Source organism: Microbacterium sp. WCS2018Hpa-9 (assembly GCF_031843745.1).
GTDB lineage: Bacteria > Actinomycetota > Actinomycetes > Actinomycetales > Microbacteriaceae > Microbacterium.
Genome location: NZ_JAVTIY010000003.1, coordinates 87,725 through 107,944, shown reverse-complemented (window position 1 = coordinate 107,944; position 20,220 = coordinate 87,725). Strand labels below are relative to the sequence as shown.

Below are 20,220 nucleotides of genomic sequence, written 5' to 3'. Positions count from 1 at the left end.
AAGCTCCAGCCCTGTCAATATCGACACATGAGCGCCACAGCGAAGCAGCCCGTGCTGGATGACATCTCGAAGCGGATCGTCGAGCTGCTGCAGGAGGACGGTCGTCGGCCCTATGCCGAGATCGGTCGAGAGGTGGGGCTCAGCGAGGCGGCGGCGCGTCAGCGCGTGCAGCGGATGACCGAGGCCGGCATCATCCAGATCGTCGCCGTGACCGACCCGATGCAGCTCGGCTTCAACCGCATGTCGATGATCGGCATCCGCGTCACCGGCGACCCGCGGCTCATCGCCGAGGAGCTGACGAAGATCACCGAGCTCGCCTACGTCGTCGTGACGCTGGGCACCTTCGACATCCTCGTCGAGGCCGTGTGCGAGAGCGACACCCATCTGCTCGACCTGATCGCCACCCGCATCCGCACGATCCCCGGCATCACGCACACCGAGAGCCTGCTCTACGCCGGCCTCTATAAAGACCTCTACAACTGGGGCACGCGCTGAGGCGCGGGTCTGGAAATCAGGAGCACATCATGGGAACCACGGTCTTCGAACGTCGCCGCCCCGCGGATGCCGTGATCGACGCCTCGCTGCGCGACACCGCCTTCAGCGTCTTCTGGCTCGACGACGTCGAGCGCGTCGCGCACCCGGCGCTCACCGAGAGCATCACGGCCGACCTCGCCATCGTCGGCGGCGGGTATGCCGGGCTCTGGACCGCCGTACGCGCGAAGGAGCGCGACCCCGGGCGTCGCGTGGTGCTGCTCGAGGCGTCACGCATCGCCTGGGCCGCCTCTGGGCGAAACGGCGGATTCTGCGAGGCGAGCCTCACCCACGGTCATGAGAACGGTCTGACCCGCTGGCCCGATGAGATCGATCGCCTCGAAGAGCTGGGGATCGAGAACCTCGACGGCATCGAAGAGACCGTGAAGCGCTATGGCATGGACGTCGACTTCGAGCGCACCGGCCAGCTCGCCGTGGCCGTCGAGCCGCACCAGGTCGAGTGGCTGCGCGAGGAGGAGGGCTTTCTCGACCGCGAGGCCGTGCAGGCCGAGGTGCACTCCGACACGTTCCTCGCCGGCGCCTGGGAGCGCGATGCCTGCGCTCTCGTGCATCCGGCGAAGCTCGGTCTCGAGCTGGCCCGCGTCGCGGTCGAGCTCGGGGTCGAGATCTACGAGCACTCGCTCGTGCGCGAAGTGATCGGCGACGGGTCGAGTGCGATCACGCTCGTCACGCGCGACGGCGGACGGGTCAGAGCGGATGCCGTGGCACTCGCCACCAACGTCTTCCCCTCGCTGCTCAAGCGCAACCGTCTGATGACCGTTCCCGTCTACGACTACGTGCTGATGACCGAGCCGCTGACCGACGAGCAGCTCGAGTCGATCGGATGGTCGAACCGTCAGGGCCTGGCCGACAGCGCCAACCAGTTCCACTACTACCGACTCACAGCCGACAACCGCATCCTCTTCGGCGGCTACGACGCGGTGTACCACTTCGGCGGCAAGGTGCGCCCCGAATACGAGGACCGCGCCGAGAGCCACCGCAAGCTCGCCTCGCACTTCTTCACGACCTTCCCGCAGCTCGAGGGGCTGCGCTTCACGCACCGCTGGGCAGGAGCGATCGACTCGTCGAGCCGCTTCTGCGCGTTCTTCGGCACCGCCCGCAAGGGTCGGGTCGCGTACGCGACCGGTTTCACCGGGCTCGGCGTCGGCGCCGCCCGCTTCGCCGCCGACGTGATGCTCGACAAGCTGTCGGGCGAGCCGACCGAGCGCACCGAGCTCGCGATGGTCCGTGAGAAGCCGATCCCCTTCCCGCCCGAGCCCGTCGCCTCGATCGGCGTCAACCTCGTGCGCGCCGCGATGAACCGAGCCGATCACAACGAGGGCAAGCGCAACTTGTTCCTCAAGACGCTGGATGCCGTCGGCATGGGATTCGACTCGTGAGCGGGCTCGCGCCCGGCGAGGGAGTGGATGCCAGTGCGGTGCCCCTCGTGCATGAGCCGTTGCCGGCCGACGAGGTGCTGATCGGAAAGCCCACAGCGGCGGTGCACGAGCTGGCGACGCTCGGTGAGGTCGAGATCGGCATCTGGGAGATGACGCCCGGCACGGCATCCGACACCGAGGTCGACGAGGTGTTCGTCGTGCTCTCAGGTCACGCCCGCATCGAGTTCGTCGAACCGGCGCTGCCCTCGATCGAGGTCGACCCCGGGTCGGTCGTGCGCCTGGCCGAGGGCCAGCGCACCGTGTGGACCGTCACCGAGACGCTGCGGAAGATCTATATCGCCTGACGCGTGTCAGGGTCGCGCAGGCGCTGCCCTTCAGGCGCGCGCGGGCGCTGCCGCCCTCGCCGCGGCCGGCTTCTCATCGGCGCCCTTGATCACCCAGTAGACGACGGCGACCGCGAGGATGCCGATCACCGGGCTCAGGAACGCGGCCCAGGCCGTGCCGAGCGGGGCGAACCCGACCGCGAACCAGGCTCCGCCACCCAGGAGCGTCTCCAACTGTTGGCGAACCTCACCGAGACCGCAGTAGAACGGGCCACGTGATGAGCGCTGAACGGCAGCTGCGGACACCCGCCACGTAACCGTCCACGCTTTCGACGATCGAGGTCGAGGAAGACAGGCGGGGTGGATCGTTCGACTCGCCATGACCCCGATGGTGAGCGAGCGCGCGGAATCAGAGCGCGGCGAGCAGGGTCTCGACGGCTCGGCGCACCCGTGCGGTGCGCACCTCGTCAGGGTTGAAATCGCCCATGAAGACGTTGCCGAGCGCGGCCGAGAGTGTGCCGTCGGCGACGAGCTCGCAGGTCGCCGCATCGGCGTTCGGATACTCCGCTGCGGCGAGTTCGGCCAGCGTGGTGCGTGCGTGGCCATAAGCCTCAGTGAGCACCTCGGCGATAGGCGGGTTGGTGCGGGAGAGCTCGACGAACCCCAGGACGACCGCGTTCTCAGTGTCGGATCGAGTGAACTCCTCGCCGAACAGGTAGTCGAGTGCGTCGGTGAACGTCACCAATGTCGACGGAAGGATCGTCAGCGTACCCGCCTCGTCGGCGAACACATGCCGCGCGGTGTCGGCGAGCAGCTGATCGCGGTTGCCTACGAAATGGCGCACATGCCCACGTGACATCCCTGCGGCCTCCGCGATGCGGTCGAGAGACGTTCCTGCGATGCCGTGCTCCGCCACGGTCTGCAATGTGGCCTCGATGATCTGGTCGCGGCGTTGTGCGGCCACGGTCGGACGTGCCATGGGTGCCCCCTTTCCCCTGCACCAGCAGGATACATAGATGTTACAAGTTTTTAGTCTAGTCAGACTTGACTATTAACTTCTGCGGACTTACGTTGTGATTCATCGAGCACCGCGGTCTCCCCGGCGCCGAGGTCCCGAAGGAGAGTCATGACCAGCTTCATCCGCATCCCCGCGGCTCCCGAGAGCGATCTGGCACGCCCTGCCCGTGTCCGGATGCGCGACGGCGTGCTGCTCGCGGCGGACGTGTACCTCCCCTCGGATGGCGGCGAGAGCGCAGGCGACACCATCCTCATCCGCCTCCCCTACGACAAGAGCGGCAGCTACACCTACATCCCGCTGATCGCCGAATACCTGATGGCTCACGGCTACCGCGTGGTAGCCCAGGACGTACGGGGCAAGTTCCGCTCCGAGGGCGAGGCGCTGCTTTTCGTCAACGAGGTGCGAGACGGCGAGGACACCCTCGACTGGATCGTGCAGCAGCCCTGGTCGAACGGCCGGGTGGCGATGTGGGGCGACAGCTACTACGGCTACACACAGTGGGCGGCCGCGGCGAGCGGGCACCCCGCCCTCAAGGCGATCGCCCCCCGCGTCACCGGCACCCGCCTCGGCGAGCCGGTGCGCAAGACTCCCGGCGAGCGCACCTCCGATGTCGAATGGGCGATCACCTATCTGTACCCGGTCAGTCACTTCCACGGCAACGACACCTACATGTGGGAGCCGGACTGGACTCGCCGCGATTTCGCGGCCCAGGTAGAGGAGTTCCTCGCCGAGGCAGGCGAGCGCTCGATCTCGTACGACCAGTGGTACCCGCGCCCGGTGCACCTGCCCCGCTTCCCACTCGGCAATCCGTTCGCTGCCCGCTCAGTGCCGGCGCTGCACACGATCGGCTGGTGGGACAACTGCTCTCCCCTGTCGTGGGCTGACGTCGCCGACATCGCGAAGAGCCCGGCCTGGGCCGCGCATCATCACCTGCGCATCGAGCCGATCGACCACGAGGGCTACGAGCTGCTGAGCGACCCCGCCGACCGCGTCGCCGAGCGCACCGACGAGCAGGTCCGCGCGCTCCTCCCCCGCACTCTCGATCCTGCCCTCGCATTCTTCGACGTCTACCTGCGCGGAAACGGTGCTCCGTCCGACATCCCCGCCGTGCGATGGAACCTCGGCGGCACCACCGAGGAGCGGACGGATGCGGCGTGGCCGCCCACCGGCGTCCGCACCGTCATGCTCGTCGCGACCGCCGACGGAGCACTGACGACGGATGCTGCAGCGCAGCCGACGGAGCTGACGTGGACCCACGACCCCGACGACCTCGTGCCGTCGAGCGCCGAGGATGCCTTCTCGTTCCTCCTCGAACTTCCCGACGAGGCGCCGATCGGCGCCCGCGACGACGTGCTCGTCTTCACGTCTTCTGCGCTCGCGAGCGATGTCGACCTCGCCGGCCCCGTGCGCGCCACCGCGACCGTCCGCTCGGACGGCCCCGTGATGGATCTGTTCGTCCGGCTGCTCGATGTCGCACCAGATGGCACCGCGCTGCGCATCGCCCGCGGGCAGCGCCAAGTGGCCGACGCCACCACGCCTGCGACTCTCGACGTCGACCTCGGTCAGATCGGATACCGGCTGCACGCCGGGCACTGCCTGCGCGTGCACGTGTCGAGCAGCGACTATCCCGAATTCATCCCACAACCCGGCACCGGCGCCGACCCCTGGGCCTGGGGGTCGACCGCGACCAATCAGCAACACCTCATCATCGGCGGATCCGAGGGCCTCACGATCCACCTGCCCGTTCTGGATGGAGAACCGTCATGACCGCACCCACTGCTCTGCCCGAGCCGATCCTCGAGTACGCCTTCGAGATCCGCGTCGACGTCGACACCGACATCCATCTCGGCCGCGGCCCGCACGAGGTGCTCGCGTTCACACCGATCACCGGCGGCACCGTCGACGGTCCGCTGCTGCGCGGCACCGTGATCGCCGGAGGTGGCGACTGGTCGGTCGAGCGCGACGGCACCTTCCAGCTCGAAGCGCGCTACCTGCTGCGGGCCGACGACGGCGCGGCCATCGACATCCTCAACCGCGGCTACTACCGCGAAGAGCCCGACGGCACGTCGTACTTCCGCACCGCCCCCGTCTTCCAGACCGACGCACCGGCGCACAGCTGGCTGAGTCGCAATCAGTTCATCGGCCTCGCCCGCGATGAGGACGAACAGATCTGCATCCGCGTCTACGTCGTGCGATGAGCCGCAGCACTCGCACTGCCTGAACCACCCGCTTGTTCGCATCACCTGCTCCACCAGCACTGCCTGCACCACCACTCCCGGCGGGGTCGACGACGCCCCCGCCGCATGCACCTGAGAGGACCCGACATGACCCGCACCACCCGACGCCGGCTCACGGTCGCCGCCGCACTGGCGACAGTGACCGTTCTCGCCGCCACCGCCTGCGCTCCGCGCACCGCGACGACCGACTCCTCGCCCGACAAGATCGACGCCTCGTCACTCGTCACCGCGCTGCCGGCTGCCACCACCGCCGTCGACGAGGTCACGTGGGCGGTCGTCGAGGGCGAACCCCAGACGCTCGACCCCTCGTCATCGGCCAACATCATCATCCCGAACCTCTGCGACAGCCTCCTCACGGTCGAACCGGACTTCACCCTCGAAGCAGGCATCGCCGAGAAGGCCGAGTGGATCGACCCGGTGACCTTCGAGATCACGGTCAGAGACGGCGTCACGTTCTGGGACGGCACCCCCGTCACGGCCGCGGATGTCGCCTACAGCCTCGAGCGCAACCGCACGCCTGCCTCGCAGTGGTACGCCGCGTTCGCGCTGATCTCGAGCATTGAGACCTCGGGCGACGACACCGTGATCGTGCACTTCACGGCCCCAGACACCACGTTCCGCGATGCCCTCGGCGGCGGCGGCGGCGCCGTGATGAGCAAGGCCTTCGGCGACACCGTCGGTCAGGATCTCGGCACCTCCGGCGGTGGCCTGATGTGCGCAGGCCCCTATCAGCTCGACGACTGGAAGCCCGGCACCGAGATCTCGGTCACCGCGAACCCCGACTACTGGAACGGCGCGCCGCTGACCGAGCGCATCCGCTTCGTGTTCGTCACCGACGGCCCCACGCTCACCTCGGCCTTGACGGCCGGTGAGATCGACGGCGCCTTCACCGTGCCGCCCGGTTCGCGCCAGAGCTTCGAGGCCGACGGCGGCGAGGGTCGGCTGATCGCCGGGCCCTCCACCGCGTCGTACAGCTTCGGGCCTGCGTCGGCAGACAGCGCGGCCGCCGACCCGCGGGTGCGGCAGGCGCTGAGCCTCGCGATCGACCGCGACGTCTATATCGACACCGTCCTGCAGGGCCTCGGCGAGGTGCAGAAGACGATCGTCCCGCCGTTCGTGTGGAGCGGCATGGAGGCGAAGGAGATCTACCAGGATGCCTACGACGCGCTGCCCGCACCCGAGGTCGATCTCGACAAAGCCAAAGAGCTGATCGCCGAATCCGGCATCGACACCTCGGTGCCGCTGGTGCTCGCCGTGCCGGCCGGAGCCAAGGAGTTCTCGCAGACGGCATCCATCGTCCAGAGCGCGGCGAAGGACATCGGCCTCACCGTCACGATCGACGAGCGTCAGCCGGCCGACTTCGGGGCGCTGTTCTACACGCCCGAGCTGCGCGACGGCGTCGACTTCGTCGCCACGACCGGCTACCTCGAGGTCCCCGGCGTGCTCGGCTACCCGCAGTTGTTCATGCTGCCGGCCGAGATCGGCGGCATCTTCAACTGGTCGGGCTACGCGAACGACGAGGTGACGGCCGATCTCCAGACGGCACGCACCGCGACGGATGCCACGACCGCAGCCGACGCGTTCGTCAGCGCCCAGGAGATCTTCGCTCCCGATCAGCTGCAGGTCACGCTCGCCGGCGCCTACCAGCTCACCTATCTGTCCGACGACCTCACCGGCATCACCACCTCTGTCGCGATCTACAGCTCCCCCTGGGCGCTGCACCTCGGCGGCGAGTGAGTCGTCTGCGACGACGGAACGGATCCTCTCATGATCAGGACGGTGCTCGGCAAGCTGGGCGGACTCGCGCTCACGCTCTTCCTCGCCAGCGTCATCATCTTCTCGGCGCTGCTGCTCACGCCGGGAGACCCGGTGACGGCGCTGGCGGGCGGGGCCCGTCCGACCCCTGAGCTGATCGCGGCGATCCGCGCCGAATACCGGCTGGACGACCCGGTGTGGCTGCAGTACCTCCACTGGCTCGGCGGGGTCATCACCGGCGACTTCGGGCGGTCGTTCGTCTACAAGACGGACGTCGCCGAGCTCGTGGGGGCACGGTTCGGGGTGACCTTCCAGCTGGTGCTGCTGACCACCGCCCTCATCGCGGTGTTCGGCCTCGGCTCCGGCATCCTCGCCGCCATCAGCAGCCGTCGCACCGACATGGTGGTCTCGGTCACGACCTCACTCGGCATGGCGCTGCCGACTTTCATCGTCGCGATCCTGCTGATCTGGATCTTCGCCACCTCTCTCGGGTGGTTCCCCACGTTCGGCGCGGGCGAGGAAGGACTCGATCGGCTCTGGCATCTGGTGCTCCCCGCGGTGTCACTCGCCCTGATGTTCATCGCGTACATCAGCCGGGTGACCCGCAGCGCCCTGGTCGCCCAGCTGCACTCCGAGCACGTCGAGACCGCCAGGGTACGAGGGATCCCGTGGGGGCGGGTGTTCCGCCGGCACGTGTTCCACAACGCGGCCCCGCAGATCCTGGCGATCTCGGGCACCACGATCGCGGGGCTGTTCGCCGCATCGGCGATCGCCGAACAGGCCTTCGGGCTCGGCGGCATCGGATCGCTGCTCACCGAGGCCGCTGCCCGCAAAGACCTGCCGGTCGTGCAGGTCGTCTCACTGCTGCTCGTCGCCCTGTTCGTCGTGCTCAATGCGATCGCCGACCTGCTGGCCGCCGCCATCGACCCCGACAGCGCGGGAACCCGGAGGAACGCATGAGCGTCGGTCAGCTCGCCGCGGGGCGAATCCCCGCCGCCACACGTCGGTTGGCCCGACGCGATCCGCTCGTGGTCGTCGCGGTCGTCGTGCTCGCGGTCATCGCGGTGATCGCGATCGCCGGCCGGTGGCTCGCACCCTACTCCCCCGATCAGCTCTACGCGGGGCCCACCAACGGCCCCGCGTCGCTCGACCATCTGTTCGGCACCGACGACCTCGGCCGCGACATCCTCTCGCGTGTGCTGGTCGGCGGGGCCGCCAGCGTCGCGGCGCCGGTGATCGTCGTGGCCCTCTCCACGTCGCTGGGCATGGCGCTCGCGATCACCGCGGCCTGGTTCGGTGGATTCGTGCGCGGAACGATCGCCCGCATGATCGATGTGATCTTCGCGATCCCCGGCCTCGTGCTCGCGGTGCTCGCGGTCGCCATGTTCGGCAAGGGCCTCGTCGCCCCGGTGGCGGCTCTGTCGATCGCCTACATCCCGGTCGTGGCGCGCCTGACCCAGACGGCCGCCTCGCGGGAACTGGGGCGTCCGTACATCGCGGCGCTCCGAGTTCAGGGCGTCTCGAGCGCCGCGATCTGCTTCCGCCATCTGATTCCCGCCCTGATCCCGGTGGTCGCCGCCCAAGCCACCATCGGATTCGGCTACGCGATGCTCGACCTCGCGGCGATCTCGTTCCTCGGCCTCGGCGAGCAGCCGCCCGCTGCCGACTGGGGCTCGATGATCGCCGGCGGGCAGGCCGCGATCCTCGCAGGTGCTCCCGAGCAGTCGCTGTTCCCTGCTCTGCTGATCGTCATCACCGTGCTCGCCGTCGGCATCATCGGCGCCCGCACCACCACCTGGGCTGAGGAGAAGGAACGATGACGGCACCCGTGCTCGAACTGCAGGGTCTCGAGATCGGGATGCCGGCGCCCGACGGCCCCCGCACCCTGGTGCACGACTGCACGCTCGATGTGGCCCTCGGCGAATCGGTCGGCCTGGTCGGGGAGTCGGGCTCGGGCAAGACCCTGAGCGTCCGCGCGATCGCAGGCCTGCTGCCCGAGAGCTTCACGACGGGCGGCACGATCCGCGTCGAGGGTCAAGACCTCGCGGCTCTCGACGCGCGAGGCCGTCGCGAGCTGCGAGCGCTGCGCATCGGCATGGCGTTTCAGACGCCGAGAGCGCACCTGAACCCCCTGCGGACGATCGGCGACTTTCTCACCGAGGCGCTGGTCACGGTCGCCGGGTTCACCCCGGATGCCGCTGAGCGCCGCGCGATCGAGCTGCTCGACGAGGTGGGCGTGCCCTCCCCCGCCCGACGTCTTCGGCAGCGCCCCGCCGAGCTCTCGGGCGGGCTGCTGCAGCGGGTGATGATCGCCTCGACCCTGGCGATGGACCCTCGGCTGCTGCTCGCCGACGAGATCACCACGGCACTCGACGTCACGACGCAAGAGGAGGTCATGGCCGTGATCGGCGATCTGCGCCGCCACCGCGACCTGTCGCTGCTGTTCATCACGCACGACCTGGCTCTGGCCGGAGCGGTGTGTGATCGAGTGGTCGTCATGAAGCAGGGCCGCACGATCGAGACGCTGCGCGGGTCGAGCATGCGCGCGGATGCCACCGAGGACTACACCCGCATCCTGATGTCGGCCTCGCTCGACGCCGTGCCGATGGCTCCCGCGGTTGCGCCCGCAGAATCGGACACAGCCCCAGAGCCGCTGCTGCGTGTGGATGGCCTGAAGAAGTCGTTCCGGGTGCGCGCCGCGCACGGCCGAGGCCAGGACATCCTCACCGCGGTCGACGACGTGTCCTTCGCGCTCGCGGCGGGTGGCTCTCTCGGCATCGTCGGCGAATCGGGATCCGGCAAGTCGACCACCGCCCGCGTGATCTGCGGCCTCGAGCGCGCCGACGCCGGCACCGTGCGAGTCGACGGCGCCGACTGGAGCACGCCCGCTGCATCCGGTGCCGAACGACGCACTCGCGCGAAGACCGCCCAGATGGTGTTCCAGGATCCGTACCAGTCGCTCGATCGACGCCAGACCGTGCGGCAGTGCCTCGTCGAGGCGATCCGGGTGCACCGCCGCGACGACGACCGCGCGGCACTCTCGGCGCGGGTGTCGGCGCTCATGGAGTCGGTGCACCTCGACGTCGCCCTGCTCGACGCACGCCCCCGATCGCTCTCGGGCGGCCAGCGGCAGCGCGTCGCCATCGCCCGAGCGCTCGCCGCCGAGCCGCGCATCCTCGTGCTCGACGAGGCCGTGTCGGCGCTCGATGTCACCACGCAGGTCGAGATCCTGTCGCTGCTCGAGCGCATCCGTCTCGACACCGGCGTCGCCCTGCTGATGATCACCCACGATCTCACCGTGATCCGCCGCCTGTGCGACGAGGTGGTCGTGATGCGCGACGGTCGCATCGAAGAACGCGGCGCTACGGGATCCGTGCTCGACAACCCCCAGGCTGAATACACCCGCCTGCTGCTCGACTCGATTCCCGGCGACGGCTGGGTGCCGCAGCGGCGCATTCCCGTGCGCACCACCCCGATCCCCACGATCGGGCTCGACCGACCCACCAAGAGGAGACGGCGATGACCGACACCGAGCTGATGACCCCCGCGTTCGAGTACTGCTTCGAGCTGCGGGTCGACGTGACCCCGCCGCAGCGGATCGGTCGCGGCGAGGGCGGCGGGCTGCATTTCACCGCCATCACGGGTGGCGCGCTCTCCGGCCCCCGCGCCGAGGGACGTGTGGTGTCCGGCGGCGGCGACTGGTGGGTCGACCACGGCGTGACCACCCAGCTCGACGCGCACTATCTGATCGAGATCGACGGGCACCTCGTCGACGTCGTGAACCGCGGCTACTGGCGAGCGAACGAGGCTGCCATCGCCCAGTTCGAGGCGGGCGGACACCCCTCCGAGCAGGATCTGTACTACCGCACGGCCTTCGTCTTCCAGACGGATGCAGAGCCTTTGCGCTGGCTCGCCGAGTCGCAGTTCGTCGGCTACGCGCGCCCCGGAGACGACCAGGTCGTCATCCGCGTGTTCCGAGTGGTGTGACGAGATGATCGACGAGCAGAACCCGAGCGGCGCAGCCGCACGACGAGAGGCACGACCATGACCCGCACTTTCCTCGCCGACGTGTGCATCGTCGACGGCCGCGTGTTCGACGGCCGGGTGGGCACCGCCGACACGGCCGTCGCCATCCGCGGCGAGCGCATCATCGCGATCGGCACGGATGCCGAGATCCGCGCGCTCGCCGGCGCCGACACCCGCATCATCGAGGCGGCGGGAGGCGGCATCCTGCCCGGGTTCGTGGACGCGCACATCCACGCGGCCTTCGCCGGCGTCGAACGACTCAGCTGCGACCTGACCAAGGCCACGAGCATCGACGAGACACTGTCGCTGATCGTGGCCGCGGCCGACGCGACGGATGCCGAATGGATCACCGGCGGCGGCTGGAGCCATGAGCTGTTGCCGCACCCGACCAGGCAGATGCTCGACGCGATCGTGCCCGACCGACCGGTCGCGCTGAGCGATGCCGGGCACCACACGCTGTGGGTCAACTCGCGCGCGCTGGAGCTCGCCGGGGTCGACCGCGAGACGCCCGCACCTCCGAACGGGCACATCCACCACGACGAGCAGGGCCACCCCACCGGGTACCTCAACGAGACGGCCGCAGAGCTCGTCGGCCGGGTGATTCCGCCTTCGACGGATGCCGAGATCGCGGCCGGTCTGCTCAACGCGCAGGAGTTCCTGTGGACCCTCGGCATCACGGGCTGGCATGAGGCGATCCTCGGTGAGTACAACGGCAAGGCCGACTGCACTGCGGGCTACCTCGCGACGATCGCCGACGGCACTTTGCGCAGTCGCACCTCGGGCGCGCTGTGGGTGCCCCCTGGCACGACGGCCGCGCAGGTGCCGGCACTGGTCGAGCGCTTCATCGCGCTGCGCGCCGAGAACGCCGCGACGGGCTTCGACACGTCGACTGCGAAGGCGATGGTCGACGGCGTGCCCCACGGCGAGACCGCCGCACTGCTCGAGCCATACTGCAGCCATGCGGGCAGCGGAGAGCTGCACATCGATGCCGAGGCATTGGAGGCGCTCGTCGTCTCACTCGACGCCGAGGGCTTCGCGATGCACCTGCACATCATGGGCGACCGCGGTGTGCGCGTCGCGCTGGCCGCCGTCGAAGCCGCTCGCCGCGCCAACGGCACCGGTCAGCGCCACCACTTCGCGCACCTGTCGATGGTGCACCCCGACGACGCCCGCCGCTTCGGCCCGCTCGGCATCACCGCGAACATCCAGGGGCTGTGGGCATCGGTCGACCCGGCCGTCGTGCCGATGATCGGCGACGCCCGCATGCGCGCCGGGTATCCGTTCCGTGCGATCGCCGACAGCGGCGCCGCGATCGCCATGGGATCGGACTGGCCCGTGTCGCCCGCCGACCCCTGGCTCGCGATCCACGTCGCCGTCAATCGCACGCTCCCCGGCCCAGACGGGCAGCCGAGCGAACCACTCGATGCCACTCAGCGCCTCACCCTCACCGAGGCTCTCACCGCGTACACCAGCGGCTCCGCAGAGCTCGTCCTGGGCGGAGGAGGGATGCTGCGCGTCGGCGCCCGCGCCGACATCGCCGTGTCGACCGTCGACCCGTTCGCGATCCCGGCAGAGGCGCTCATCAGCGTCGGCACCGCCGTCACGGTCGTCGGCGGCACCGTCGTGCACACGCGCGGCTGAGGGCCCCGCACTCATCACCCATTCACAGCAGAAATCAGCAGCACAGATCAGGAGAGATCAATGAAGATCATCATCATCGGCGCAGGCATCGGCGGACTCGCCGCAGCGATCAGCCTGAATGAGGCAGGACTGCACGACGTCACCGTCTACGAGCGCAGCACCGCGATCCGCGGGCTCGGCGTGGGCATCAACCTGCTGCCGCACGCACTGCGCGAGCTGACTGAGCTCGGCATCGCCGACACCATCGCCGAGCTGGGCGTCGAACCGCGCACGCTGGCGTACTACAACCGCCTCGGGCAGCCGATCTGGAGCGAGCCGCGTGGTCGCGAGGCCGGATACCGCTGGCCGCAGCTGTCGGTGCACCGGGGGCGCCTGCAGCTCGCTCTCCGCGACCTCGCCGAGGCGCGCCTCGCCGAACCCATCCGCCTCGACCACCGGCTCATCGGGGTCGCGACGAACGACGATGGCACCGAGACGGCGAGCTTCGCCACAGCCGACGGCACGGTCGAGGCCACTGCCGACGTGATCATCGGCGCCGACGGCATCCACTCTGCACTGCGGGCGCTGCGGTACCCCGCCGAAGGCGCACCGCCCTGGAGCGGCCTCACCCTGTGGCGGGGCGTGACCCGCATCCCCGCGTTCCTCGACGGGAGCACCATGATCATGGCCGGAGACGCCGACCAGAAGTTCGTCGCCTACCCCCTCGCCCCCGCAGATGCAGACGGACGGATGCTGGTGAACTTCATCGCCGAACGCCGCGTCGGCGGCACGGGAGACGCCGACTGGAACAGGGCCATCGACCCCGCACCGATCGCCGAGCTCTTCCGCGACTGGAACTTCGACTGGCTCGACGTGCCGATCGCGATCGCGACGGCCGATGAGATCCTCGAATACCCCATGGTCGACCGCGACGCCCTGCCCCAGTGGACGTTCGGGCGCACCACGCTGCTCGGTGACGCCGCGCACGCGATGTACCCGAACGGATCGAACGGCGGGTCCCAGGCGATCCTCGATGCCCGCACCCTCGCCTTCCATCTCGCGACAGCCGACGGCATCGACGCGGGTCTCGCCGCCTACGAGCAGGCCCGACGCCCCGCGATGACCGCGCTGCTCGCCGGCACTCGGGCGACCGGGCCGGAACGGGTCATGCAGCTGGCCCGGGAACGCGCGCCGCAGGGGTTCTCCGACATCGACGAGGTGATTCCGCATGCCGAGCGTGCGCAGATCGCGGCCGACTACAAGACCGCAGCCGGGTTCTTGCCCGAAATCCTCAACGACCGCCCCTCGCTCACCCCTCCCTCGGGTGTCGCGCGATGAGCGAGTTCGACGCCGCGCGCCTCGCCGCCGTCATCTCTCCGCTGCGACGGGCGCTGCTCGCCGCCACACGCGCCGAGGCCCGACTGCCAGAGCTGCCGGATGCGCAGATCGGCGTGATCCGTGCGCTGCCTCGCGGAACCTCCCGCGGCCCGGCAGAGATCGCCGAGCGTCTGCGGCTGAGCAGGCCCACGGTGAGCAACCTCCTCACCGCGATGGAGGGCGACGGCCTCGTGGAGCGCACACCGGCACCGTCCGACGGACGCCGGGTGGTGGTGCGCGCGTCCGCCACAGCGCTCGACCTGTTCGACCGCTTCGACGCCGCGAACTCCGCGCTCGTCGCTCAAGCGACGGCGCAGCTCCGCCACGACGAGCTCGCCACCCTCGATGCCGCCCTTCCCGTCCTCGAACGACTCTGCGCCCTGCTCGGCGGCGCTGACCCCAAGCAGCCGACCACCGCAGAGAGCCGCGCCACCGTCCCGGAGAAGACACGATGACCCTGCACGACGCACTCCCGCTGCCCACGTTCGAGTTCGCCTTCGATGTGACCGTCGATCTCGGTCCGCTCGAAGACCACGGCGGCACGAGTGTCGGTCACCGACGCGTCGTGCCCATCCTCGGCGGCCGTATCACCGGCTCCGTCGACGCCGTGATCCTCCCAGGAGGCGCCGACTGGCAGATCGTCCGCCCCGACGGCACGATCGAGATCGACGGCCGCTACTCCGCCCGCACGTCCGACGGCGACCTCCTGCTGCTGCACGCCAAGGGACTGCGCACCGGCACCCCCGACGTGCTCGAGCAGCTGCGCCGTGGTGAAGACGTCGACCCCGGCTCGTACTACTTCCGCACCACGGTGCAGATCGAGGCCGAGGCTCCCGCGCTCGCCCACCTGCAACGCTCACTGTTCCTCTCGGCTGCGCAGCGACAGGCGGATGCCGTGCGCTACCGCGCCTACCGGGTGACGTGAAAGCGGCAGGCCACCCGGAGGGCGCCACCGTCACGCGAGACAGTGCTCAGAGCAACGACCGCACCGACGCATACGCGTCGCCGACCTCGTGCGTCGGCCTGTCGTAGACCCGCACGATCCCCGCATCCCCCTCGTGTCTCGTCCACCCTGGGTCGCCCGCGGTGATGAAGGAGACGGCGGCGCCGTGCACCTCGTCCGCGAGCTCCTGCGGCGGGTTCGGCCCGGCCAGCGGCTCCATCGCGGGGCCGTCGAGGCAATCGAAGAAGAACGGGACGTCAAGGCAGTGCTCGGCGAAGCCGAAGTGCCCTGACGGCCACGAGAAGCGGTAGAGCCAGGTGGGCGCGTCGCCACGGACCGCCGCGATGCGGGGAACCCCACTGCGGAACATGCGGTCTGTGAGCACCCGTCCCGCGAGCCGCGCCTTGCCGAGGCGCGCGACATCGGCGTTCGCGGCGAGATACTCGGCGCGAATGCTCTTGGGCAGCCCGAGCCGGGTCAACAGCACTCCCTGCGGCACCCATCGCAGCGCCTTCGCGGCACTGCCGGTGAACGCCATCGTGAACTCGTCGTCCGCTGCACCGATCACGAGGGGCTTGTCGGCACCGACTCCGGCTCGCAGCGATTCAGGGGTCGGACGTGTAAGAAGGTCGCCGTCGATCGCGGGCCCGAGCGGCAGGCCCTCATCGATCATGGCGGTCATCGACGACGGTCCGAGCTGGGTCGCCTTCTTCTGCAGCGCAAGCAGACGATCCTCGCTCACGGTCGAAAGACCGGCCACGGTGGGCTCGACGCCCGCCGTCACGGCGAGCGCTCGCCCGAACGCCTCGGCCCGCGGCGCCGAGACATCTCCGAGAGCGCCCGAGATCGCGTAGACACTGTGGAACAGGTGCTGTGCCGCCTCCATGCCGAGCAGGGTGAGCACGGCTCCGCCTCCGGCGGACTGCCCGGCGATCGTCACGCGACCGGGGTCTCCACCGAAGGCGGCGATGTTCTGCTGCACCCATTCGAGCGCGAGCAGCCAGTCGCGCACACCACGGTTCGAGGGCGCATCCTCGATCCAGCCGAACCCGTCGAAGCCGAGCCGGTACGAGATCGAGACGGTGACGACGCCGTCTCGATTGAAGTTGCGACCGTCGTACCAGGGACTCGCCGGGGACCCTGCGAAGTAACCTCCGCCGTGGATCCACACCAGCACAGGCATGCCGGATGCCGTGGGGTCGGGCGTGAAGACGTTGACGTTCAGCGTCGAATCGCCCTCGACGCTCGGCTCCGGGATCAGGGTCACCCCGGGGTCTCCGCGCTGCGCGGTGGCGGCGAACTCGAGCGCATCGCGCACGCCCTCCCACGGCGCATTCGGCACCGGCGCCTGGAACCGCAGGTCACCGATCGGCGCCTCTGCGAACGGGATGCCGAGAAAGGCCGCCGACCGCGGGGTCCCTCGCCCTCCCGTGGTCGGGCGCCAGCACCCTCGGACCCGCCCTGCGGCGGTCTGCACCTCGACGTACTCGGTCATGACCCTCACACTCTCACGCCGAGACTCTCTCCTGCCGACACTCTCCCTCGCCGAAACTACGGCGCGCGCCGCGCGGTGACGACGATCCTCGGCCCCACGTCTCCGGCCTGCTCCAGCTCGTCGCCTAATGTCGAGACCATGGTCTACCCCCGCGTCTACTTCTCCGCGATCCAGAACGAGGCCGAGTTCCTTGCCGACTACGAACCATCGCTCGCGACGTGGGCCGACGAGGACGGATTGACGCTGCTGATGCGGGCTCTGCGCAACAGCGACCCCGCCAGCCGGGTCGCGATCGCCACGCGACTGCTCGACGACGGCGCTGATGCCGGCGCAGCGACCGAGAGCCATGTGAACGCGTTGCACGTGTTGCTGAGCGCGACGACCCACGACTTCATCGCTGAAGCAGCTCTGCTCGCCCGCCTGCTCGATGAAGGCGCGGACATCAATGCCGACAGCGGCAGTCGATGGGGCACGCCGCTGCAGACACTCTGCCGCACGCTCAAGTTCTCCGACGAGACTCTCGCTCCGTTCTACGACGTCCTGTTCGCCCGCCCCGAACTCGATGTGACCACCTCGAGCAGCGTGGGACGGAGCGTCACCGAGAGCGCCCAAGCCGCCATCAGACGCCGCGCCGACCTTCTCGCGCGTTGCCACGCGTACACGAACGACCACGGATCGCGCTGACGCCTGTGACAACCGGCCGACGCCCGCCCCGAGGGGCGACCATCCGTCCGCGACCCGGCCCACGAGATCGGCGTGACCGAGACGACGGGCGCCTCAGACCCCCAAGACGAGTCGGATGCCGGTCCCGATCTGCGCCATCAGATAGGGCGCGAGATGGCCGGCCGGGTAGGTGTCGACGAACTCGCGTGTGACCGGACCGATCTGGCTGACGTTCGCCACCGAGTCGCGATCGAGCCCTGATGCTGCGGCCGGCACCAGCACGTTGCCGGGAAACCCCTCGAGAGCGGTGTTCGAGGTCAGCGGCACAACGAGGACGGTATTGATGTTCGCATCGAGCAGCCAGTCCTCTTGCACCACGACGGACGGACGCGCTTTCGCCGGTTCCGAACCTCGCGGAATCCCGAAGTCGACCCAGACGATGTCGCCTCTGCGGATCACCAGTCGGTGCTCTCGCGCAGCCGCTGCTCGTTGCCACGCACGAACAACTCATCGTCCGCATCGGTATCGGCCTGAGCCAAGATCTGGTTCGCGATACGGGTCAGGTCCGAAGAGCCTTCCAACTCATCGGCCAGTCGTCGCCCGGCGAGCTGGAAGAACTCCGACCGGTTCATCCCGTGTCGCGCAGCCACGCGTTCGAAACGAGCGAAGTCGCCATCGGGTACTGAGATCGCCGTCTTCATGGGAAGAGTATAACTGGTCATACTGCGAGAGCAGTCAGAGCATCCGACATTCGCGGTCGCGTCGGAAGATGCCCGCCTACTCCCCGACGCGCGACACCACGGCGTGCGGTATCCGCTCTGTCATGACGCGCACCGCCTCGGGGTTGTCGTCGACGAGCACAGCGTCGCGTCCGAGCGCCGAGGCCACGGCGCCGGTCGTGCCGCTGCCGGCGAAGAGGTCGAGCACCCGGTCACCGGGGCGGCTGGACGCTCTGACGATGCGTCGCAGGATGCCTTCGGGCTTCTGCGTCGGGTATCCGGTCTTCTCGCGGCCAGTCGTCGGCACGATCGTGTGCCACCACACGTCGGTGGGCAGCTTGCCGCGCGCCGCCTTCTCGGGCGTGACGAGACCCGGCGCCATGTAGGGCTCGCGGTCGATGTCGTCGGCGTTGAACACGTACTCGCGCGGGTTCTTGACGTACACGAGGATCGTGTCGTGCTTGGTGGGCCAGCGGCGGCGTGACTTCGCGCCGTAGTCGTAGGCCCAGATGAGCTCGTTGAGAAAGCAGTCGCGCCCGAACACCGCATCGAGCATGACCTTGGCGTAGTGCGCCTCGCGGTAGTCGAGGTGCAGGTACAGCGTGCCGTCGTCGGCGAGCAGCCGCCAGGCCTCCTCGAGCCGCGGCATCAGAAAAGCGCCGTAGTCGTCGAAGCGGTCGTCGTAGGTGCGCAGCATTCCGCGCACCCGCTCGTACGCATGGCCGTGGAACCCGTGCCGCACCTCTGCCCCGGGGGCCACCGGTTCGGTAGTCAGCAGGATCGGATCGGCCGCAGCATCCGACCCGCGGGATTCCGGCGACGCGGCATCGTCGGCATCGGATTCAGAAGGAGTCGTGAACGTGCGACGGGCGGTGACGACCTGCCGCTCCTGGGTCCGACCCGTGTTGAACGGCGGGTCGAGGTAGACGAGCGTGAAGGATGCCGACGGCAGCGTCGCCGTGACCGCCAGGTTGTCGCCCTGGATGATCGAGACATCCCCACGGACGACGGGAGCAGGATCCGCCGGAGCAGGCGAGGGGTCGGTCACGGAACCCGATGCAGCCAGGTGTCGGTGGCGAACTTCGACTCGACCAGAGCCTCGGCGTCCGCGTACTCGTCGGCGGTGATCGCGCCGTCCTCGGCCGAGGTGAGCGAGCGGAACGTGTCCTTGAAGCGCTCGATGATCTCGGCCCGCGCGAGGCCGGTCTGACTGCGCAGCGGGTCCACCCGCTTCGCAGCCGAGGTCGTGCCCTTGTCGCTGAGCTTCTCGCGGCCGATGCGCAGCACCTCTGTCATCATCTGACCGTCGATGTCGTACGAGAGGGTCGCGTGGTGCAGCACTCCCCCGTTGGCGAGGCGCTTCTGCGCTGCTCCGCCGATCTTGCCCGACGAGCTCGCGATGTCGTTGAGCGGCTGGTAGATCGCGTCGATGCCGAGCGAGCGCAGCGCCTGCAGCACCCAGTCGTCGAGGAAGGCATAGGAGTCGGCGAAGGTCATGCCCTGCACGAGCGACGCCGGCACGTAGAGCGAGTACGTGATGATCTGCCCCGCGGCCATGAGCATCGCACCACCGCCGGAGATGCGGCGCACGACGTCGAAGCCGTGCCGGGCAGCGCCCTCGGGGTCGACCTCGTTGCGGTACGACTGGAACGATCCGATCACGACGGCCGACTGGTCCCACTCCCAGATGCGCAGCGTCGGACGTCGCCGCCCCTCACCGACCCGAGAGGTGAGCACCTCGTCGAGCGCGAGGTTCATGCGCGGCGAGACCGCCTTCTCGTGCACGATCTCCCAGTCGAAGTCGTTCCATCCGGGAGCCGTGACGAGTGCTCGCCGCACGGCGGTGCCGACGGCTTCGGGAGTGAATCCGAGCAGCTGCGCACCCTCGGGCAGAGCGCCGCGCACAGCCGCAGCGATGGCCGTGGCATCCGTCTCGACCGGCAGCCCGGTGACCGCCTGGTCGATGTCGTCGAGTGCCGTGTCCGGCTCGAGGAAGAAGTCGCCGGCGAGCCGGAAGCGGGCGATCCTGCCGTCTTCGACCTCGAGGTCGACGACGACGAGCTTTCCTCCTGGAACCTTGAATTCACCGTGCACGGTTACAGCTTAAGGCGAG

At 69.1% G+C, this 20,220-nt stretch carries 22 protein-coding genes; 15 read left to right on the top strand and 7 right to left on the bottom strand.

The annotated features are described in order from the left end of the window. The first annotated feature begins 27 nt into the window (after positions 1–27). The 3 genes from RQG82_RS07185 to RQG82_RS07175 are packed head-to-tail and all read left to right on the top strand — an operon-like array spanning position 28 to position 2,275. Positions 28–495, top strand: coding sequence for an Lrp/AsnC family transcriptional regulator (locus RQG82_RS07185; protein WP_140038142.1), 468 nt, complete (start codon positions 28–30; stop codon positions 493–495). 29 nt (positions 496–524) lie between these two features. Next, on the top strand, positions 525–1,931 hold the full coding sequence (locus tag RQG82_RS07180) for an FAD-dependent oxidoreductase (protein WP_311258418.1): 1,407 nt from the start codon (positions 525–527) through the stop codon (positions 1,929–1,931). Further along, positions 1,928–2,275 (top strand): cupin domain-containing protein, encoded by a 348-nt coding sequence (locus tag RQG82_RS07175; RefSeq protein ID WP_311258417.1) that lies wholly within the window; start codon positions 1,928–1,930, stop codon positions 2,273–2,275. The genes RQG82_RS07180 and RQG82_RS07175 overlap by 4 nt, the downstream gene beginning before the upstream one ends. 30 nt (positions 2,276–2,305) lie before the next feature. Here the strand turns inward: RQG82_RS07175 and RQG82_RS07170 are convergent, their stop codons facing one another. Then, a complete protein-coding gene (locus RQG82_RS07170; RefSeq protein WP_311258416.1) occupies positions 2,306–2,488 on the bottom strand; it encodes a hypothetical protein in 183 nt (60 codons plus the stop codon). Between the two features lie 175 nt (positions 2,489–2,663). After that, on the bottom strand, positions 2,664–3,233 hold the full coding sequence (locus RQG82_RS07165) for a TetR/AcrR family transcriptional regulator (protein WP_311258415.1): 570 nt from the start codon (positions 3,231–3,233) through the stop codon (positions 2,664–2,666). A gap of 147 nt (positions 3,234–3,380) precedes the next feature. Between RQG82_RS07165 and RQG82_RS07160 the strand changes: the two genes are divergently transcribed. The 11 genes from RQG82_RS07160 (at position 3,381) to RQG82_RS07110 (ending at position 15,212) form a co-directional block, all read left to right on the top strand. Then, on the top strand, positions 3,381–5,039 hold the full coding sequence (locus tag RQG82_RS07160; protein ID WP_311258414.1) for a CocE/NonD family hydrolase: 1,659 nt from the start codon (positions 3,381–3,383) through the stop codon (positions 5,037–5,039). Continuing rightward, the gene (locus RQG82_RS07155; RefSeq protein ID WP_056313453.1) at positions 5,036–5,470 is read left to right on the top strand and encodes a DUF3237 domain-containing protein; all 435 of its coding nucleotides are present in this window, start codon (positions 5,036–5,038) and stop codon (positions 5,468–5,470) included. The genes RQG82_RS07160 and RQG82_RS07155 overlap by 4 nt, the downstream gene beginning before the upstream one ends. A gap of 126 nt (positions 5,471–5,596) precedes the next feature. After that, positions 5,597–7,246, top strand: a complete 1,650-nt coding sequence (locus RQG82_RS07150; protein WP_311258413.1) for an ABC transporter substrate-binding protein — start codon at positions 5,597–5,599, stop codon at positions 7,244–7,246. Between the two features lie 30 nt (positions 7,247–7,276). Beyond that, positions 7,277–8,224, top strand: coding sequence for an ABC transporter permease (locus RQG82_RS07145; RefSeq protein ID WP_259163005.1), 948 nt, complete (start codon positions 7,277–7,279; stop codon positions 8,222–8,224). Then, positions 8,221–9,084 carry an ABC transporter permease gene (locus RQG82_RS07140; protein ID WP_311258412.1) on the top strand — a complete coding sequence of 288 codons (864 nt, stop codon included), beginning with the start codon at positions 8,221–8,223 and terminating at the stop codon, positions 9,082–9,084. Before RQG82_RS07145 ends, RQG82_RS07140 begins: the two co-directional genes overlap by 4 nt. After that, on the top strand, positions 9,081–10,787 hold the full coding sequence (gene nikE, locus RQG82_RS07135; protein WP_311258411.1) for an ABC transporter ATP-binding protein: 1,707 nt from the start codon (positions 9,081–9,083) through the stop codon (positions 10,785–10,787). Before RQG82_RS07140 ends, nikE begins: the two co-directional genes overlap by 4 nt. Next, positions 10,784–11,251, top strand: a complete 468-nt coding sequence (locus RQG82_RS07130; protein ID WP_311258410.1) for a DUF3237 domain-containing protein — start codon at positions 10,784–10,786, stop codon at positions 11,249–11,251. Before nikE ends, RQG82_RS07130 begins: the two co-directional genes overlap by 4 nt. Before the next feature lie 57 nt (positions 11,252–11,308). Next, positions 11,309–12,931: an amidohydrolase gene (locus RQG82_RS07125; RefSeq protein ID WP_311258409.1), complete on the top strand. Its 1,623-nt coding sequence runs from the start codon at positions 11,309–11,311 to the stop codon at positions 12,929–12,931. A 60-nt stretch (positions 12,932–12,991) separates the two neighbouring features. Then, a complete protein-coding gene (locus tag RQG82_RS07120) occupies positions 12,992–14,248 on the top strand; it encodes a flavin-dependent oxidoreductase (RefSeq protein ID WP_311258408.1) in 1,257 nt (418 codons plus the stop codon). Then, positions 14,245–14,742, top strand: a complete 498-nt coding sequence (locus RQG82_RS07115; protein WP_311258407.1) for a MarR family winged helix-turn-helix transcriptional regulator — start codon at positions 14,245–14,247, stop codon at positions 14,740–14,742. Before RQG82_RS07120 ends, RQG82_RS07115 begins: the two co-directional genes overlap by 4 nt. Further along, the gene (locus tag RQG82_RS07110) at positions 14,739–15,212 is read left to right on the top strand and encodes a DUF3237 domain-containing protein (protein ID WP_311258406.1); all 474 of its coding nucleotides are present in this window, start codon (positions 14,739–14,741) and stop codon (positions 15,210–15,212) included. The genes RQG82_RS07115 and RQG82_RS07110 overlap by 4 nt, the downstream gene beginning before the upstream one ends. 46 nt (positions 15,213–15,258) lie before the next feature. On the opposite strand, the gene RQG82_RS07105 is transcribed toward RQG82_RS07110, so the two are convergent. Then, positions 15,259–16,725 carry a carboxylesterase family protein gene (locus RQG82_RS07105; RefSeq protein ID WP_311258405.1) on the bottom strand — a complete coding sequence of 489 codons (1,467 nt, stop codon included), beginning with the start codon at positions 16,723–16,725 and terminating at the stop codon, positions 15,259–15,261. Positions 16,726–16,863: 138 nt separating this feature from the next. Here RQG82_RS07105 and RQG82_RS07100 point away from each other — a divergent pair, with 138 nt between their 5' ends. Beyond that, positions 16,864–17,409 carry a hypothetical protein gene (locus RQG82_RS07100; RefSeq protein WP_311258404.1) on the top strand — a complete coding sequence of 182 codons (546 nt, stop codon included), beginning with the start codon at positions 16,864–16,866 and terminating at the stop codon, positions 17,407–17,409. A 93-nt stretch (positions 17,410–17,502) separates the two neighbouring features. On the opposite strand, the gene RQG82_RS07095 is transcribed toward RQG82_RS07100, so the two are convergent. From RQG82_RS07095 to RQG82_RS07080, 4 genes are all read right to left on the bottom strand, one after another. Next, on the bottom strand, positions 17,503–17,847 hold the full coding sequence (locus RQG82_RS07095) for a type II toxin-antitoxin system PemK/MazF family toxin (RefSeq protein ID WP_311258403.1): 345 nt from the start codon (positions 17,845–17,847) through the stop codon (positions 17,503–17,505). Continuing rightward, a complete protein-coding gene (locus RQG82_RS07090; RefSeq protein WP_042537868.1) occupies positions 17,844–18,089 on the bottom strand; it encodes a hypothetical protein in 246 nt (81 codons plus the stop codon). The genes RQG82_RS07095 and RQG82_RS07090 overlap by 4 nt, the downstream gene beginning before the upstream one ends. A gap of 76 nt (positions 18,090–18,165) precedes the next feature. Continuing rightward, on the bottom strand, positions 18,166–19,155 hold the full coding sequence (locus tag RQG82_RS07085; RefSeq protein ID WP_311258402.1) for a site-specific DNA-methyltransferase: 990 nt from the start codon (positions 19,153–19,155) through the stop codon (positions 18,166–18,168). Continuing rightward, on the bottom strand, positions 19,152–20,201 hold the full coding sequence (locus RQG82_RS07080; protein ID WP_311258401.1) for a lipoyl protein ligase domain-containing protein: 1,050 nt from the start codon (positions 20,199–20,201) through the stop codon (positions 19,152–19,154). Before RQG82_RS07080 ends, RQG82_RS07085 begins: the two co-directional genes overlap by 4 nt. Between the last annotated feature and the right edge of the window lie 19 nt (positions 20,202–20,220).

What these genes read in the sequence shown, in the direction of transcription:
- RQG82_RS07105 (WP_311258405.1), bottom strand. Translation starts at nt 16,725, where the DNA reads ATGACCGAGTACGTCGAGGTGCAGACCGCCGCAGGGCGGGTCCGAGGG.
- RQG82_RS07130 (WP_311258410.1), top strand. Translation starts at nt 10,784, where the DNA reads ATGACCGACACCGAGCTGATGACCCCCGCGTTCGAGTACTGCTTCGAG.
- RQG82_RS07185 (WP_140038142.1), top strand. Translation starts at nt 28, where the DNA reads ATGAGCGCCACAGCGAAGCAGCCCGTGCTGGATGACATCTCGAAGCGG.
- RQG82_RS07115 (WP_311258407.1), top strand. Translation starts at nt 14,245, where the DNA reads ATGAGCGAGTTCGACGCCGCGCGCCTCGCCGCCGTCATCTCTCCGCTG.
- nikE (WP_311258411.1), top strand. Translation starts at nt 9,081, where the DNA reads ATGACGGCACCCGTGCTCGAACTGCAGGGTCTCGAGATCGGGATGCCG.
- RQG82_RS07165 (WP_311258415.1), bottom strand. Translation starts at nt 3,233, where the DNA reads ATGGCACGTCCGACCGTGGCCGCACAACGCCGCGACCAGATCATCGAG.
- RQG82_RS07090 (WP_042537868.1), bottom strand. Translation starts at nt 18,089, where the DNA reads ATGAAGACGGCGATCTCAGTACCCGATGGCGACTTCGCTCGTTTCGAA.
- RQG82_RS07125 (WP_311258409.1), top strand. Translation starts at nt 11,309, where the DNA reads ATGACCCGCACTTTCCTCGCCGACGTGTGCATCGTCGACGGCCGCGTG.
- RQG82_RS07100 (WP_311258404.1), top strand. Translation starts at nt 16,864, where the DNA reads ATGGTCTACCCCCGCGTCTACTTCTCCGCGATCCAGAACGAGGCCGAG.
- RQG82_RS07145 (WP_259163005.1), top strand. Translation starts at nt 7,277, where the DNA reads ATGATCAGGACGGTGCTCGGCAAGCTGGGCGGACTCGCGCTCACGCTC.
- RQG82_RS07140 (WP_311258412.1), top strand. Translation starts at nt 8,221, where the DNA reads ATGAGCGTCGGTCAGCTCGCCGCGGGGCGAATCCCCGCCGCCACACGT.
- RQG82_RS07150 (WP_311258413.1), top strand. Translation starts at nt 5,597, where the DNA reads ATGACCCGCACCACCCGACGCCGGCTCACGGTCGCCGCCGCACTGGCG.
- RQG82_RS07180 (WP_311258418.1), top strand. Translation starts at nt 525, where the DNA reads ATGGGAACCACGGTCTTCGAACGTCGCCGCCCCGCGGATGCCGTGATC.
- RQG82_RS07155 (WP_056313453.1), top strand. Translation starts at nt 5,036, where the DNA reads ATGACCGCACCCACTGCTCTGCCCGAGCCGATCCTCGAGTACGCCTTC.
- RQG82_RS07110 (WP_311258406.1), top strand. Translation starts at nt 14,739, where the DNA reads ATGACCCTGCACGACGCACTCCCGCTGCCCACGTTCGAGTTCGCCTTC.
- RQG82_RS07160 (WP_311258414.1), top strand. Translation starts at nt 3,381, where the DNA reads ATGACCAGCTTCATCCGCATCCCCGCGGCTCCCGAGAGCGATCTGGCA.
- RQG82_RS07120 (WP_311258408.1), top strand. Translation starts at nt 12,992, where the DNA reads ATGAAGATCATCATCATCGGCGCAGGCATCGGCGGACTCGCCGCAGCG.